A 15,019-nucleotide genomic window follows, 5' to 3' on the forward strand; every position below is an offset into this window, starting at 1 on the left:
GATGCGCAATAGGAGGGCGCGGCCGGGGTGATGGGTGGCGACCCGGTCGCGCTCGGCAGAGTTCGTCTCTTCCAGTAGGCCAGTCCGGCGAACACGAATAGGGGCCACCGGTGAAATTCGCTCACAGGCATGAATCGTGACCATTTCATACGAGGCAAACATAGCCACGGGCCGGTCGCGGTCATATAGTTCAGGCCTGAATATAACTGAACTGAAGAAGTTTGGATGCTCGGTGTACGGCATGTATCGACCTGTTCGAGAGGGGCATTCAGTGTCCGCTTCGATACTGGAACCGGTATCGAAGCGGCCGTGAAAGTCGTGCTCGAAGAACAGGACCGTTTCGACGTGTATCCGGGCGACGTGTATCCGGGCGAGGCCTGCGCTTCATCCGGCCACTGATCGCGGTCGATTTCGTGATCGTCTGCGTCGTGCTCGCGGTGGCGGCAATCTGGACTGAGGCGCACGTGGATCGAATCACAGGGAGCACAATGGATTCCGCTCGGACAGGCGAAACCGATGTCGGCACCGGTGGTGCCTGCGAGGCGTCGCCCTCGTCGCGTCGAGGATTGTCGTTCGGCGGTGCGGTGGGTGTACTGGTGTTGGTGTGGCTGTCGTTGACGCCGTCGCTGCTTCCTCGGGGGCCGCTGTTCCAGGGTGTGGTTACCGGTGCGGCAGCAGTGGTCGGGTACGGCCTCGGTGTCGCGGTCGCTGCCCTGCTCGGATGGATGCTGCAACGTCGAATCGGGGCAGCCCCGAACGCGGTGCGGTGGGGTTTGGCGGTGGTGGCGGTTGCCGGAACCAGTGTTGTGCTGCTCTGGTACTCCGAGTGGCAGAGCGAACTGCGCGCGTTGATGGGCGTGGATGCGCTGCCGTGGTACGCGTACCCGATCATCGTCGTGGTCTCCGTCGTCGCCTTCGCGGTGTTGCTCGCGGCCGCACGGGGGTGTTCGGCGGCGGCGCGGTGGGTCGGTCGACAGCTGGGCCGGGTGCTGCCGGCACGGATCGCCGCGGTGCTCGGCGGGGTGGTGGTGGCATTGGTCCTGGTCGCGGCGGTCAACGGTGTCGTCGCCGAGGTCGCGATGTCGGCGCTCAACCAGACGTTCAAGGCGGTCAACGAGCAGTCTCCGGAAGATACTTCGGAGCCGGTGCTCACCACGCGATCCGGCGGACCGGGCTCGTTGGTGAGTTGGGACTCGCTCGGCAGGCAAGGGCGAATCTTCGTGAGCAACGGTCCGACAGCCGCCGAGCTGGCAACGTTCAGCGGCAGGACGGCACCCGAACCGGTTCGCGTCTACACAGGGCTCGATTCGGCGGACGACGTCCGAGCGGAAGCTGATCTGGCGGTGGCCGAGCTGCGGCGAACCGGGGGTTTCGACCGCGCTGTCCTCGGTGTGGCCACCACGACCGGGACCGGATGGATCAACGAATCGACCGCCTCCGCACTGGAATACCTGGCGAACGGCGACAGCGCGCTGGTGAGTATGCAGTACTCCTACCTGCCGAGCTGGATCTCGTTCATCGTCGACCAGGAACGCGCTCGCCAGGCCGGTCAAGCACTGTTCGAAGCCGTGCACGCGGTATGGGACACCCTGCCCGCCGATCAGCGGCCGAAATTGGTCGTCTTCGGCGAGAGCCTCGGATCTTTCGGCGGCGAAGCCGCGTTCGCCAGTGTGCAGGACATGGCCGCCCGCACCGACGGTGTCCTGTTCGTCGGCCCTACCGCCACCAACCCCGTGTGGCGCGATGCCACCGCGCGCCGCGACCCGGGCTCACCGCAGACGCTGCCGATATACCGCGACGGACACACCGTGCGTTTCATCGCGGGCGCGGCCGATCTGGCGCGCCCCGCGACACCGTGGCCGTCGCCTCGGGTGGTGTACCTCCAGCATGCGTCCGACCCCATCACGTGGTGGACACCGCAGTTGCTGTTCCAGAAACCGGACTGGCTCGACGAAGAACGCGGCGAGGATGTGCTGCCGAGCACCCGCTGGATTCCCCTGGTGACCTTCCTACAGGTCTCGGCGGACATGGCGGTCTCGGTCGACGTTCCCGACGGACACGGCCACGCCTTTCACGCCGCTCTCGCCGACGCGTGGGCGGCAATCCTCGCACCGCCCGACTGGACTCCGGCCGACACCGAGCGCCTGCGAGGAATTCTGCGCGACGAGCGCTGAACCCACCATCGAAAAGAGGTCACGATGAACAAGTCCGACAAGCCTTCCTTGCTCGCTCGCATCTCACCCACGCAATGGGTCGCGCTCGGTTTGAGCATTCTGGTCATCGTGTTCGTGTTGGAGAACCGGTCGAAGGTATCGGTGGAATTCCTGCTGATCAGCATTCGGTCACCGATGTGGTTGATTCTGCTGACCATGTTTCTGATGGGTCTGGTCACCGGAGTACTGATTACGCGGCGTGCCCGCAAGTAGCTGGAAGTACCGACTCCGACGAAACAGGTTGGTACAGTGCCTCAAAAGCGGTTGTGTGAATCTCGGTGTCGAACTCCAGAGATCGGAACAGCTCGATATGCGACTGAATCCTTCGGATACCGAAAAGCTGCTGCTCAGCGTCGCGGGCATGATCGCGCGCGACCGACACCAGCGCGGCGTGAAGCTCAACTATCCCGAGACGGTGGCATTGCTGTCGTGCTGGGCGATCGAGCGCGCCCGCGACGGTGAATCCGTGGCCGAGGTGATGAGCGCGGGACGCCAGGTGCTCACGCGCGACGATGTGATGGACGGAATCCCGGAGATGCTGGGCGACGTGCAGGTGGAGGCGACCTTCCCCGACGGCCGGAAGCTGGTCACCATCACCGAGCCGATCCGATGATCCCGGGCGAGTATCGGTTCGGGGACACGCCCTTGCCGGACGAGCGCGGCCGCGACCGGCTCGATGTGGTGATGGTGAACACCGGGGATCGGCCGATTCAGGTCGGCTCACATCTGCATCTTCCCGAAGCGAACGCGGCACTGGAATTCGACCGCAGTGCCACGATCGGTTTCCATCTCGATATCCAAGCGGGCACTTCGATCCGCTTCGAACCGGGCGTGAGCCGGAATGTGGCGTGTACCCGGTTCGGTGGCCGGATGGGCCGGGAGGTGCTGGGGTGAAAGGGATTGCGCGGAATCGGTCGGCGGAGCTGTTCGGGCCGACCACCGGCGATCAGATTCGACTCGGCGACACCGATGTGTGGATCGAAGTGGAATCCGATCGCACCAACCGCTTCGACGCTGTCGTCTTCGGTGGCGGCAAGACCATCCGCGACGGGATGGGCCAGGGGCGGGTCAGCCGGGAACAGGGCGCTCTCGATGTGGTGATCACCAATGTTGTCGTGCTCGACCATTGGGGCATCGTCAAGGCCGATGTCGGCATTCGTGACGGTCGCATCGTCGCGGTCGGTCGCGCGGGCAACAGCGAGATCATGGACGGCATCGACGCCGGTATGGAGATCGGGCCGAGCACCGATGTGATCGCCGGCGAAGGCTGCATTCTCACCGCGGGTGGGGTGGACACCCATGTGCACTTCCTCTCCGAACCCGAAGTGCGCGAGGGCATCGCGGCCGGAACGACCACCATGATCGGTGGCGGCGCCGGCCCGACGAAGGGAACGAAGGCGACCTCGGTGACCCCGGGTGCGTGGTCGTTGGCGATGATCCACCGCGCCTTGGACGAACTGCCGGTCAACATCCTGCTCTTCGGCAAAGGCAGCACAACCAGCACCCAGGCCCTGCGCGAAGACGCGCTCGCGGGTGCGGGCGGGTACAAAATCCACGAGGACTGGGGTTCGGCGCCACCGGTGATCGACGCGGCGCTGCGGGCGGCCGACGAGTTCGGTCTGCAGGTGGCCCTGCACAGCGACAGCCTCAACGAAACCGGATACGTGCGGGAGACGATCGAGGCGATCGCCGGACGCGGGATCCACGCGTTCCACTCCGAGGGCGCGGGCGGTGGCCACGCACCCGACATCATGGTGCTGGCCGGTCAGCCCAATGTGCTTCCCGCATCGACGAATCCGACGATGCCGTTCAGCGTCAACACCGTGGTCGAGCACCTGGACATGTTGATCGTGTGTCACGCGCTCAACCCGAAGGTGCCCGAGGACCTGGCTTTCGCCGAATCACGCATCCGTGCGACGACGATGGCCGCCGAGGACATCCTGCACGACATCGGCGCCATCTCGATCATGTCCACCGACGGCCAGGCGATGGGGCGCATCGGCGAGATGATCTGTCGTACCTGGCAGACCGCGCACGTGATGAAAACCCGCTTCGGACGCGGTGATTCGACGTTGCCCGCCGACAACGAGCGCGCGCGCCGCTATGTCGCCAAGTACACGATCTGCCCGGCGGTGGCGCACGGAATCGACCACGAGGTCGGGTCGGTGGAACCGGGCAAGATGGCCGATCTCGTGCTGTGGAAGCCCGCGTTCTTCGGCATCCGGCCCGAGGCCGTCATCAAATCCGGTGCCGTGGTCGCCGCGCCGCTGGGTGACCCGAGCGCCTCGATCACCACACCGCAGCCGGTGTTGATGCGTCCCGGTGTGGCGGCCCACGGTGCGGCCGCGGCCCATCTGTCGACGACCTGGGTGGCGCCGATCGCCCTGGAAAACGGGATCGCGCAGCGGCTGGGCCTGACCCGCGAACTGGCCGCCGTGCGGCCGACCCGCGAGATCGGGAAGAAGGACCTGCCGCGAAACAACGCGCTGCCCCGCATCGACATCGACCCGGAAACGTTCGTCGTGTCGATCGACGGAGATCCGGTGCCGCCGCAGCCCGCCGTTGAGCTTCCGCTCGCCCAACGCTACCTGCTGTTTTGACGAATCTCATGGCCCTGTTGCTGGCCGACGGGCGGTTGCCCGTGGGTGGGCACGCCCATTCCGCGGGGCTCGAACCGGCGCTGAGCGCGGGAATGGCACCGGCGCAGATTTCGCGTTACCTGACAGCCCGCCTGCACACGGTGGGTCGCGTCGACGCCGCGACCGCGGTCCTCGCACGGCGGGTCGCGCTCGGCGGGACCGCAACCGAGCTCGATGCGATTCAGAATGCTTACGCCGCAAGGACTTCCAGTTCCGCAATGCGGGCGGCCTCGGCGCAACTGGGTCGGGGTATAGCCAGGCTCGCACAGCGACTCTGGCCGGAGGAACTCGCGGTGTGCGAACTCGTCGCCATGGCGGCGCCGTGCCGGCCGGTCGCGTTCGGTGTCGTCGCGGCGGTCGCGGGGCTCGACGACACCCAGACCGCCCGCACCGCGCTCTACGACGATCTGCAGACCGCCGCCTGCGCCGCGCCGAAGCTGATTCCCGTCGACCCGGTCGAGCCCGTGCGCTGGGTGCTCGAACTGGCGCAGTCCGTCGAACAGATCGTCGACCTGGCCGTGACCGTCACCGGGTGCGGCGATCTGCCCGCACCGACCGCACCACAGGTCGAGCAATGGTCCCTCGAACACGCCCACCGACACAGGAGGATCTTTCATGCCTGAACTGTCCGACCCATCGACGCGTCCGATGCGCCTGGGAGTGGCGGGGCCGGTCGGTACCGGCAAGAGCACACTCATCGCCACCCTGTGCCGGCGGTTGGCCGGCGAACTGCAGATGGCCGTGGTCACCAACGACATCTACACCGACGAGGACGCCCGGCTCCTGCGCGCGGCGGGGGTGCTGCCGGTGGAGCGAATCGTCGCGGTGGAGACCGGCGCGTGCCCGCACACCGCGATCCGTGACGACGTGACCCCCAACCTGCTCGCGGTCGAAGACCTCGAGAGGCGTTTCGCGCCGTTGGATCTGGTGCTGGTGGAAAGCGGCGGCGACAACCTCACCGCCACGTTCAGTCCGGCCCTGGTCGACGCACAGGTGTTCTGCATCGACGTCGCCGGTGGGGGAGACGTCGCGCGCAAAGGCGGCCCCGGTATCGAACGGGCGGATCTGCTCGTGGTCAACAAGACCGATCTGGGTCCGCACGTGGGGGTCGATCCTGATCAGATGGTGCGCGACGCCGGCGCGGTGCGCGGCGGGCTGCCGGTGGTGGCGTTGAGTCAGCGCGATCCCGCCAGCATCGACGAACTCGTCGACTGGGTGCGCGCGGTGCTGCACTCCCATCGGGCGGGCGGGTTGGTGCCCGCGGATCCGGGACCGATGGCACCGCATTTCCACGCCGACGACGACCACGGGCATGTCCACCATGACCATCAGCACGCTCACCAGCACTGACACCGCCACCGATCGCGCGCGTGCACGTCCGACTCGAATCTCGGTGCAGCCCAGCGGTCGCGGCGTGGTCGTCGAGGCACTCGATCGCGGTGATTTCTTGGCTCCCCGCCTCCTGGACGTCGACGGGCGACGCGTGCGGATCGCCTTGGTCGGATGCTGCGCCATGCTCGTCGCGGGTGATCAGCTCGAGCTCGACGTCGAGGTCGGTGCCGGTGTCGAAGTGGAACTGGTCGAGCCCTCGGGCACCGTCGCCTACAACGCACGTGGCGCGAGCGCGAGCTGGGCGGCGCGGGCGACGGTGGCCACGGGCGGGCTCCTGAGTTGGCAGGCGGCGCCGCTGGTCGTCGCCGCGGGAGCGGATCTGACCCGCACCATCACCATCGACCTCGCCGAGGGTTCGCGGGCGCTGTTCTCCGAGGTCGTGGTGTTGGGTCGAAGCGGCGAGGTCGGCGGTGCGCTGCGTTCGGGGCAGCACGTCACCTACGCCTCGATCCCCCTGCTGGTCGAAGAACTGGATCTGACCGACGCCGCATTACGTGCCTGCCCCGGCATTCTGGGCAGGCACAGGGTTGTCGGAACCGTCGCGGTGTTCGGGCACCGGCCCGAGACACTGCCCGGTCCGACCGCCACCTATCTCGCCGGGCCAGGTGCTCTGGTGCGGGTGCTGAGCCACGCGGCGCACACCATCGAGAACGAGATGCACGAGGTGTGGCAGGCCTGGCGTCTGTGATTTACGCCGCCGGGACCGGCTTGTCGGGGGTGTCGGCAGGACGGCGCGGGTGGGAGAGCAGCGCGGCGATCGGGGCCACGACCGCCGCGACGAAACCCGCGGCGAAACCATTGCCGTAGAGGTTGAGCCCGGCCACGAGTTCACCGGTGACCTGAGCGGTCGAGGCGTGGAAGAACCCGGCGATCACACCCCAGTGCGGGCCGAACCGTCCGGCGATGGGTGCCAGGCAGGTGCCGTAGAGCGCCGCCCAGATCAGGCCGGGATCGGTCAGCTCGAAAGGCTTGAGCAGTCCGGCCAGCGCGACGCCGACGACGATGGGAACGATATTGAGCGCGTGCTTGCCGCACGCCCCGAACCCGGCGACACTGAGGATCCCCGCGACGACGGGCCCGTTCAGATCCGCGCCGATGACCAGGATGTAACCCGTTGCCAGCGTGCCGATGACGGCCATGTTGAGCAGCACCGCCGCCGCGCCACAGTCGGAGAGAAAGTCGGTCGGCGCGCGTCCGGTTTCGCGGACCAGGCGCCCGAGATCGCGCCAGGGCCTGCGGTCGCAGAGGAAGGCCGCCACCACCAGCCCGGCGAGGATGATCCCGAGCAGGATCAGCAGCTCGGTGTCGTGACCGGAAGTCCACACCATCTCGGGCTGCGGGTGGAGCCCGAACGCCCGGTACACGGCAACGATCACCGCGCCGACGACCCCGGCCACGAAACCCATGTTGTAGAGGGTGAATCCGGCGTGTGCGTCGAAGAGCCTGCGCGCGACCGGCGGCACCACGAACCCGATGAGTACCGAGGTCGCGACGCCGAGCACGAGGCCGGCCCACGCGGGCAGCGCGGTCGTGAAGGCCAGCACGGAGAACATCGGTGACAGTGCGGTGGCGAAGAACGCCGTGGAGACATAGTCGGAGAGTCGATCACGACGAACCCACACGTAGAGGGCGACGCCGACCAGGATCGGCCAGATGTTGAGCAGTGTCTTGCCATAGAGTGCGGTGCCCAGAACCAGCAGCAGACAGGCCACCGCCTCCCCGTCCACCGGCGCCCCGGTGATCCGGTAGATCGCACACGCCACCAAGGTGAGCAGGCCCGCGTGGACGAACGCGCCGCCGAGCCCGCCGACCCCGGCGAAATCGGTGATCACCAGATCCCGCGCGAACACGATGTCACCGACACCGCGCAGCACCTGCTCCGGCGGATCCACGAGCAACCCGAATGCCACGAAAGCCAGCGACATTCCCACGATGACGAGAAACAATGCGCGCTGATCGCGTCGATCGGTCATGGTGTTCACCACTGCGCTCCTCCTGCGCGTCCAGCACGCGCGTTCACGTGTGGTGCTCATCCTCGCTGTCCTGGCAGCGCATTCCGTGCACCGACGCGGCGATCGGATCGGAACATGTCGGGCACAGGGCAGTGCTGCGGCATGCCGATCACGATGGACGCGTCTCGGAATAGATGGGCTGGGTGCCGGGTTGCCTCCGGCATGACCAGAGAACAGCTCGGAGCATTCGGTGTGTGGCGCCACTACAAGGGGTTCGCCCCAGCGGCGGCCCGCGAGCTGGAAGAACTGGGTTTCGGTGCGTTGTGGCTCGGCGGTTCGCCGCCTGCCGATCTGCCCGTGGCCGAATCGCTGCTTGAGGCAACGGAGTCGCTGACTGTCGGCACCAGCATCGTGAACATCTGGACTGCGCAGGCTGCGGCCGTTGCGGAGTCCTTTCACCGAATCGACCAGCGGTTTCCCGGCCGTTTCCTGCTCGGGATCGGGGCCGGTCATCGGGAGGCCAACGGCGCGGCGGCCGTGAAGCCCTACGACGCGCTCGTGGCCTACCTGGACGAACTCGACGCAGCAGGTGTGCCGAAGGAGCGGATTGCGTTGGCGGCGCTGGGGCCGCGCGTGGTGAAGCTTGCTCGCGACCGGACCTCGGGCGCATTGCCCTACCTCGCCCCGCCGGAGCACACCAGGATCCTGCGCGAAACGCTCGGCACGGACCCGCTGCTCGTCGCGGAGCAGAAGGTGGTGCTCGACGACGATGCGATGCGGGCGCGTGAGGTCGCCAGGGGCATGGTCTCGATGTACCTGGGACTGGTGAATTACCTGAGCAGTCTGCGGCGCCTGGGATTCTCCGAGCAGGACCTCGCCGTGCCGGGCAGTGATCGGCTCATCGACATCCTCGCGGTCCACGGCACACCCGCCGAGGTCGCGACCGGCTTGGTGGCGCACCTGGACGCGGGTGCCGACCATGTCGCGATCCAAGCTCTGAACGAGGACTATCTCGCGGCACTCCGCGCACTGGCCCCGGTACTGCCGTTCGCCCGTTCCCTCGGGTAGACAATCTTTCAAATCTGTATACAGGTGTCCAGAACGTGTTCTAAATTTGGGCCATGGCGGCAACGGTCACCGAACTTCTGCTGGCGCGGGCCGAAGACGATTCCCTCGCGATCACCTGCTCCGGCCGGACGTGGACGTGGCGCGAGCACATCGCCGAGGCCCGGCGCCAGGCCTCGGCGATCCTGGCGGTCGCCGACTCGGCACGCCCGATGCACGTGGGAACACTGCTGGGCAACACTCCCGAGATGGTCATCAGTCTCGCCGCCGGGGCGCTCGGCGGATATGTGACGGTCGGCATCAACAACACCCGGCGCGGCGCGGCACTGGCCGACGACATCGGGCGAGCCGATGTCCAGATCCTGCTCACCGACGCCGAGCACCGAGCGCTGCTCACAGGACTCGACCTCGACGGCGTCACCGTGGTCGACGTCTCGTCCTCACACTGGGCCGAATCACTGGACGGTGCGGGGGAATTGACGCCGCACAGCGTGCCGGGTGCGACCGATACCTTCATGCTCATCTTCACCTCGGGCACGAGCGGGAATCCGAAACCCGTGCGGCTCGCGCACATGATGGTGCCGTTCGCGGGTCCGCCGCTGGTCGACCGGTTCGGGCTCGGCGCCGACGATGTCTGCTACCTGTCGATGCCGCTGTTCCATTCGGCCGCGATACTCGGCGGCTACTGCGTCGCCCTGGCCAGTGGGGCGGCCATGGCGCCCGCCAAGTTCTCGGCCTCCACGTTCCTCGCCGATATCCGGCGCACCGGTGCGACGTACATGAACTACGTGGGTAAACCGCTGGCCTACATTCTCGCTACCGAACAGCGGCCCGACGACGCCGACAATCCGCTGCGCGTGGCCTTCGGCAACGAGGCGACCGACCGCGATATCGACGAGTTCACCCGGCGCTTCGGATGCACGGTGTGGGACGGTTTCGGCTCCACCGAACTGGCGATCATCATCACCAGGGAACCCGGCACCCCGCCGGGATCCATCGGCAAGGGCTATCCCGGTGTGGCCGTGTACAACTCGGCCACGGTCAGCGAATGTCCGCCCGCGATCTTCGACGAACACGGCGCCCTGGCCAACCCGTCCGAGGCCGTCGGTGAACTCGTCAACGCCGACGGGACCGGCCTGTTCATGGGCTACTACGGTGACGAGGAGGCCACCGCGGAACGCACACGCGGGGGTCTCTACTGGTCGGGCGATCTGGCCTACAAGGACGCGGAAGGCTACATCTATCTCGCCGGGCGCACCGCGGACTGGATGCGTGTCGACGGTGAGAACCTCGCCGCGGGGCCGATCGAACGGATCCTGCAACGGCTCGACGCGATCAGTCGGGTCGCCGTGTACGCCGTACCCGACGACCGGGTCGGCGACGCCGTGATGGCCGCGATCGTCCTGCGCGACAACGCCTCTCTCGATCCGGGCGAGTTCGCCGCGTTCCTCGGCGGACAACGCGATCTCTCACCCAAGGCCTGGCCGCGCTTCGTGCGCCTGGCCGCCGATCTGCCGACGACGGCCACCAACAAGATCGTCAAACGCGCACTCGCCGGGCAGGGCGCCACCGCGGGCGGAGGCACCCTCTGGCGCCGCGAATCACGGTCGACCACTTACGAAATCGTCGCCACGGAGGGTGCTGTCGATGTCACCGGGTGAACCACTCGCGCCGCAACTGACCGAACTCGGCTATTACGCGCTGTCGCGGCATCCCGTCACACCCGCCGAACTCGCGGCCGAGGCGGTCCTGGCCGACCGGATCGGGGTGGGCACGGCCTTCGTCTCCGAGCGGTTCAACATCAAAGACGCCGCAGTCCTGTCCGGTGTGCTCGCCGCTGTGTCGACCCGGCTGGGAATCGCCACCGCCGCGACCAACCACAACACCCGTCATCCGATCGTCACCGCGAACATGGGCGCGACCCTCGCCGAACTCAGCGGTGGGCGTTTCGCGCTCGGTCTCGGGCGCGGAATCGCGCCACTGTGGCAGGTTCTCGGACTACCGAACGTCACCGGGGCGCAGCTGGCCGAGATCACCGACCTGCTGCGCAGGCTGTGGCGCGGGGAGACGATCATCGGCCACGACGGCGCGATCGGTTCCTACCCCGTGCTGCATCTCGGCGTGACACTCGACGCGCCACCGCCGGTGCTGCTGGTCACCATGAGTCCGCGAACCCTGCAACTGGCGGGACGCGTCGCCGACGGCGTCGTCTTGCACACCTTCCTCAGCGCGCGAGCCACCGCCACCGCGGTGTCGACGGTACGCGAGGCGGCGGAACGCGCCGGGCGTGATCCGGCCTCGGTGCGGATCTGGTCGGTCGTGGCCACGGTCGGCGACGATCTCGACGAGCAGGACCAGCTGCGCCGCCTCTACGGTCGCCTGGCCACCTACCTGCAGGGCTACCCCGACATTCTGATGCGAGCCAACGGCTGGCGCGGCGACGATCTGGATCGGGTGCGGGCGAGCACGGCCTTCACCTCGGCGCGCGGCGCGATCGACGCGACCGCCGAGGCCGCCCAACTCGCCGAACTCGCGGCGGTGATTCCGCGGGAATGGGTGCGCGACTGCGCGACCGGGTCCCCGACCTCGTGTGCCGCGGCGATCCACCGACAATTCGACCTCGGCGTCGATTCGGTGATCATGCACGGGGCCACCCCCAGCGAACTGGTCTCGGTCGTCGAGGCCTACCGGGCGATCCGCTCGACCCGGCGCCCACTGCCGGCCAACCCGGGCTCGGTCGCGCTGCCGGTACCGTCAGGAGTTCTCGCATGACCGCCGAATACGCAGCCCCCGCAACGGTGCCGGGGGCCATCCCGACCGATCCGAGTGCACTGACGCCTGCCTGGCTCACCGCGACACTGCGGGCCCACGGCCACGCCGTCGATGTCGACAGCGTGACCGTGACGCCGGTGGGTTCGGGCCAGATGGCCGGCTCGTATCGGCTGCGGCTGCGCTATCGCGACGATGCCGCCTTGCCGGTCGGCATGGTCGCCAAACTCGCCATCGGTTCCGAGGACCATCGCCGCTTCGGTGCGGGCGCGTTCCGCAACGAGGTGCGCTTCTACCGCGACCTGGCAGCGACGCTGCAAACACCGGTGCCGGGCTGTTATGCCACGGTCGTCTCGGAATCGGGCAGCGAATTCGTGCTGCTACTCGACGATCTCGCGCCGGCGGTACAGGGCGACCAGATCGCCGGCTGCACCGTCGAGCAGGCGCGTGCGGTCGCCGTCGCCGCCGCGGGACTGCACGGCCCGCGCTGGTGTGACGACACGCTGTTGCAGGTGCCCGGCCTGTCGCTGCCCACCGCCGAGGACCGGGACCTGATGGAATCGGTGCTCGCGCCGATGGCCGACGCCTTCGTCGAACGTTTCGACGATCGGCTGACCGACCTCGAACGAGCCGCCGTCGCCTGGCTCGTCGCGTCCGCCGGTGCATGGCTGATCGCCCCCGTGCGGCATTTCGCGTTGCTGCACGGCGATCTGCGGGTCGACAACGTGATGTTCGCCCCGGACGGCACCGTGACACTGCTGGACTGGCAGACGATCACCCCTGGACAACCGTTGCGCGATATCGCCTTCCTGCTCTCGACGAGCCTCACGATCGAGGACCGGCGCGCGCACGAGCGCGCTATCGTTGCCGACTACCACGGGGAACTCGCTCGGCACGGCGTCACCGGGTACAGCGCCGAGCAATGCTGGGCCGACTACGTGTCGTCGTTGATCCATGCCCCGCTGATCATCGTATTCGGTTGCGGCGCAGCCGCTCCCACTGCCCGCGGTGACCAGATGTTCCACACCATGCTCACGCGCAGCGCCGCCGCGATCGACGACCTCGTGCCGGGTACCCTGCGCTGAAACCGGCCGACGTGGACGCCGCAACGACTTACGGCTGCGCCGGGGGCGCCGCCATCGCCCGCACCCGGCCCAGCACGTCCGGGTAGCGGCGCAGATGTGCGCCGCCGTTGAGATCGATCGCCGTGCCGGTCATCCAGCTCGCGCGGTCGGAGGCGAGGAAGGCGACGGCGTCGGCGATCTCCTCCGGGCGCCCGCTGCGCCCGAGCGGGGTGTTGTCGAGGTACTCCTCGGTCAACCCCGGCACCAACGAGATACCGGCGACCAGTGGGGTGTCGACCAGGCCGGGATTGATGGCGTTGACGCGAACGCCACGCTCGGCCAGTTCCAGCGCGGCGACCTCCACCAGCATGAGCACGCCGGCTTTGGCCGAGCAGTAGGAGGCCATGCCCGCCCCCGGTTGGCGGCCGTTGAGTGAGGCGATGCAGATGATGCTGCCGCCGTCGGCGATGTGGCGACCGGCGTGTTTGAGGACCAGAAAGGTACCGGTCAGACAGACATCGATCGTGGTCTGCCAGTGCGCCAGTTCGAGTTCGGTGATCGCGCCCGGTATCGAGAGACCGGCACAGTTCACCACAGCGTGCACACCTCGCGCGGATCGCAACCCCGCCGCGACCGAGTCCTCATCGGTGACATCCACGCGGATCGCGGTGACATCGTCGCCGAGCAGCGTCGCGGCCTCGCGGGCCGCGCCGTCGTCGATGTCGGCGATGGTTACCCGGTACCCCTCGGCAGCCAGGGTGCGTGCGGTGGCCAGGCCGATGCCGGACGCTCCGCCGATCACCAGAGCCGAACGTCGCTCGTCGCTCATGCTTTGTCCTCCGTAGTCCGAACCTGGTTGCGCGCGCCGTCGAGCAGATGGCGGCGTAGGAAATGCAGTTGGTGGGCGAGGGCGGCCTCGAACCACTGGTTACCCGCGAACAGGTCGAAATGGTCACATGGGTAGTGCCTGACCTCGGCGCGGGCTTTGAACGCCGCCTTGGCCGCGGCGTGTGGGGGAGCGGCGCGGTCGAAATCGGCGATCTGCACGAGGACCGCGGCGGTGACGCGGTCCAGGTGCCGATCGGCCCGATAGCCGCCGAGTTCGAGTCCGACGGCGGCGTCGACTTCGTTGCGCCACGTCGGCCCGGCCAGTGCGGTATAGGCCTCGAAGTAGCCCTGCGCGGTCAAGGCAGCCCGCTCGCCCGGCCTGCCGACCAGCGGCATCATGATCGGTGTGCCGCGCAGGCGTCCCGCGATCGCGCTGCGCACACCGGTCACCGCGGAACGGGCGACCGCGCCGATGCCCACCTGGGCCAGGGCGTTGCGACCCGCTGACAGTCCGTCGATCATGGGCACCATCGCGATCACCGCGCGGATATCGGTCCGGTCGGCGGCCACACTCAGCGCGTGCCCCGCGGACTGGGAGACGCCCCACAGCACCGTTCGCGCCGGGTCGACACCGGACTGCGCGATCGCGGCGGCGATCGCGGCGTGATAGTCCTGGGCCTGGGCGGTCATCGAGACCCGTTGGCGCGGTTGCCCTTCGGAGGCACCGAAGCCGCGGTAGTCGAACGCGAGAACGGCCACGCCGAAGTCGGCGAGGCGCTGGGCGAACGGAGCGAGACCGGAATCCTTGGTGCCGCCGAATCCGTGGGCCATGACCACGACGGGCGAGCCGGACGGCCCCGTGAAGGGACTGTCCGACGCGGGGGAGAAGAACCAGGCATCGCAGGTGGTGCCGTGCGAAGAGAAGGAGATCTGCCGATAGTCGTCGGTCACTGGTGCGCCCCCGCGGTGAGGCCGCTGATGCCGGCGCCGATGACCGCGGTCCGTGGTTGATGCATCCCGAGTCCTTTCGAGCCGGTCAGTAGACAGATTCGCAGGAGTGTCTACTCGCAGTTGTCACATTCTCAGATCTGTCCACT

General features: G+C 67.8%; 15 protein-coding genes. 12 read left to right on the top strand and 3 right to left on the bottom strand.

All coding sequences use genetic code 11. The features are described from left to right. Positions 1 to 488: 488 nt before the first annotated feature. The 8 genes from ACFWUR_RS23475 to ACFWUR_RS23510 all read left to right on the top strand — a co-directional run bounded on the left by ACFWUR_RS23475 (position 489) and on the right by ACFWUR_RS23510 (position 6,932). Positions 489 to 2,174, top strand: coding sequence for an alpha/beta hydrolase (locus ACFWUR_RS23475; RefSeq protein ID WP_378909597.1), 1,686 nt, complete (start codon positions 489 to 491; stop codon positions 2,172 to 2,174). A 24-nt stretch (positions 2,175 to 2,198) separates the two neighbouring features. Further along, positions 2,199 to 2,426: a hypothetical protein gene (locus ACFWUR_RS23480; protein ID WP_378909598.1), complete on the top strand. Its 228-nt coding sequence runs from the start codon at positions 2,199 to 2,201 to the stop codon at positions 2,424 to 2,426. A 97-nt stretch (positions 2,427 to 2,523) separates the two neighbouring features. After that, a complete protein-coding gene (locus ACFWUR_RS23485) occupies positions 2,524 to 2,826 on the top strand; it encodes an urease subunit gamma (RefSeq protein WP_378909599.1) in 303 nt (100 codons plus the stop codon). Next, positions 2,823 to 3,107, top strand: coding sequence for an urease subunit beta (gene ureB / locus ACFWUR_RS23490; RefSeq protein ID WP_378909600.1), 285 nt, complete (start codon positions 2,823 to 2,825; stop codon positions 3,105 to 3,107). Before ACFWUR_RS23485 ends, ureB begins: the two co-directional genes overlap by 4 nt. Then, positions 3,104 to 4,813, top strand: coding sequence for an urease subunit alpha (locus ACFWUR_RS23495; RefSeq protein WP_378909601.1), 1,710 nt, complete (start codon positions 3,104 to 3,106; stop codon positions 4,811 to 4,813). Before ureB ends, ACFWUR_RS23495 begins: the two co-directional genes overlap by 4 nt. Continuing rightward, positions 4,810 to 5,475, top strand: a complete 666-nt coding sequence (locus ACFWUR_RS23500) for an urease accessory protein UreF (RefSeq protein WP_378909602.1) — start codon at positions 4,810 to 4,812, stop codon at positions 5,473 to 5,475. The genes ACFWUR_RS23495 and ACFWUR_RS23500 overlap by 4 nt, the downstream gene beginning before the upstream one ends. After that, positions 5,468 to 6,202 (top strand): urease accessory protein UreG, encoded by a 735-nt coding sequence (gene ureG, locus ACFWUR_RS23505; protein WP_378909603.1) that lies wholly within the window; start codon positions 5,468 to 5,470, stop codon positions 6,200 to 6,202. Before ACFWUR_RS23500 ends, ureG begins: the two co-directional genes overlap by 8 nt. Further along, complete coding sequence (locus tag ACFWUR_RS23510) at positions 6,165 to 6,932, top strand: urease accessory protein UreD (protein ID WP_378909604.1); 768 nt, start codon at positions 6,165 to 6,167, stop codon at positions 6,930 to 6,932. Before ureG ends, ACFWUR_RS23510 begins: the two co-directional genes overlap by 38 nt. Before the next feature lies 1 nt (position 6,933). On the opposite strand, the gene ACFWUR_RS23515 is transcribed toward ACFWUR_RS23510, so the two are convergent. Continuing rightward, positions 6,934 to 8,217 carry a DUF1576 domain-containing protein gene (locus tag ACFWUR_RS23515; RefSeq protein ID WP_378909651.1) on the bottom strand — a complete coding sequence of 428 codons (1,284 nt, stop codon included), beginning with the start codon at positions 8,215 to 8,217 and terminating at the stop codon, positions 6,934 to 6,936. Between the two features lie 201 nt (positions 8,218 to 8,418). Here ACFWUR_RS23515 and ACFWUR_RS23520 point away from each other — a divergent pair, with 201 nt between their 5' ends. The 4 genes from ACFWUR_RS23520 to ACFWUR_RS23535 are packed head-to-tail and all read left to right on the top strand — an operon-like array spanning position 8,419 to position 13,115. Further along, positions 8,419 to 9,264, top strand: coding sequence for an LLM class F420-dependent oxidoreductase (locus ACFWUR_RS23520; protein ID WP_378909605.1), 846 nt, complete (start codon positions 8,419 to 8,421; stop codon positions 9,262 to 9,264). A gap of 53 nt (positions 9,265 to 9,317) precedes the next feature. Further along, positions 9,318 to 10,922: a fatty-acid--CoA ligase FadD1 gene (gene fadD1, locus ACFWUR_RS23525; protein WP_378909606.1), complete on the top strand. Its 1,605-nt coding sequence runs from the start codon at positions 9,318 to 9,320 to the stop codon at positions 10,920 to 10,922. Further along, positions 10,909 to 12,033 (top strand): TIGR03857 family LLM class F420-dependent oxidoreductase, encoded by a 1,125-nt coding sequence (locus ACFWUR_RS23530; RefSeq protein ID WP_378909607.1) that lies wholly within the window; start codon positions 10,909 to 10,911, stop codon positions 12,031 to 12,033. Before fadD1 ends, ACFWUR_RS23530 begins: the two co-directional genes overlap by 14 nt. Next, positions 12,030 to 13,115, top strand: coding sequence for a phosphotransferase (locus tag ACFWUR_RS23535; RefSeq protein ID WP_378909608.1), 1,086 nt, complete (start codon positions 12,030 to 12,032; stop codon positions 13,113 to 13,115). Before ACFWUR_RS23530 ends, ACFWUR_RS23535 begins: the two co-directional genes overlap by 4 nt. A gap of 28 nt (positions 13,116 to 13,143) precedes the next feature. Here the strand turns inward: ACFWUR_RS23535 and ACFWUR_RS23540 are convergent, their stop codons facing one another. Together ACFWUR_RS23540 and ACFWUR_RS23545 are read right to left on the bottom strand one after the other, a co-directional pair. Then, positions 13,144 to 13,923 (bottom strand): SDR family NAD(P)-dependent oxidoreductase, encoded by a 780-nt coding sequence (locus ACFWUR_RS23540; RefSeq protein ID WP_378909609.1) that lies wholly within the window; start codon positions 13,921 to 13,923, stop codon positions 13,144 to 13,146. Continuing rightward, positions 13,920 to 14,873, bottom strand: a complete 954-nt coding sequence (locus ACFWUR_RS23545; RefSeq protein ID WP_378909610.1) for an alpha/beta hydrolase — start codon at positions 14,871 to 14,873, stop codon at positions 13,920 to 13,922. The genes ACFWUR_RS23540 and ACFWUR_RS23545 overlap by 4 nt, the downstream gene beginning before the upstream one ends. Between the last annotated feature and the right edge of the window lie 146 nt (positions 14,874 to 15,019).

Origin of the sequence: Nocardia sp. NPDC058633 (assembly GCF_042717045.1) — a bacterium.
In the GTDB taxonomy this organism is placed as follows: Bacteria; Actinomycetota; Actinomycetes; order Mycobacteriales; family Mycobacteriaceae; genus Nocardia.

Excerpts from the sequence above, each read along its gene's own strand:
- ACFWUR_RS23475 (WP_378909597.1), top strand. The coding sequence starts at position 489 with ATGGATTCCGCTCGGACAGGCGAAACCGATGTCGGCACCGGTGGTGCC.
- ACFWUR_RS23485 (WP_378909599.1), top strand. The coding sequence starts at position 2,524 with ATGCGACTGAATCCTTCGGATACCGAAAAGCTGCTGCTCAGCGTCGCG.
- ACFWUR_RS23480 (WP_378909598.1), top strand. The coding sequence starts at position 2,199 with ATGAACAAGTCCGACAAGCCTTCCTTGCTCGCTCGCATCTCACCCACG.
- fadD1 (WP_378909606.1), top strand. The coding sequence starts at position 9,318 with ATGGCGGCAACGGTCACCGAACTTCTGCTGGCGCGGGCCGAAGACGAT.
- ACFWUR_RS23520 (WP_378909605.1), top strand. The coding sequence starts at position 8,419 with ATGACCAGAGAACAGCTCGGAGCATTCGGTGTGTGGCGCCACTACAAG.
- ureG (WP_378909603.1), top strand. The coding sequence starts at position 5,468 with ATGCCTGAACTGTCCGACCCATCGACGCGTCCGATGCGCCTGGGAGTG.
- ACFWUR_RS23535 (WP_378909608.1), top strand. The coding sequence starts at position 12,030 with ATGACCGCCGAATACGCAGCCCCCGCAACGGTGCCGGGGGCCATCCCG.
- ACFWUR_RS23530 (WP_378909607.1), top strand. The coding sequence starts at position 10,909 with ATGTCACCGGGTGAACCACTCGCGCCGCAACTGACCGAACTCGGCTAT.
- ureB (WP_378909600.1), top strand. The coding sequence starts at position 2,823 with ATGATCCCGGGCGAGTATCGGTTCGGGGACACGCCCTTGCCGGACGAG.
- ACFWUR_RS23510 (WP_378909604.1), top strand. The coding sequence starts at position 6,165 with ATGTCCACCATGACCATCAGCACGCTCACCAGCACTGACACCGCCACC.
- ACFWUR_RS23540 (WP_378909609.1), bottom strand. The coding sequence starts at position 13,923 with ATGAGCGACGAGCGACGTTCGGCTCTGGTGATCGGCGGAGCGTCCGGC.
- ACFWUR_RS23515 (WP_378909651.1), bottom strand. The coding sequence starts at position 8,217 with ATGACCGATCGACGCGATCAGCGCGCATTGTTTCTCGTCATCGTGGGA.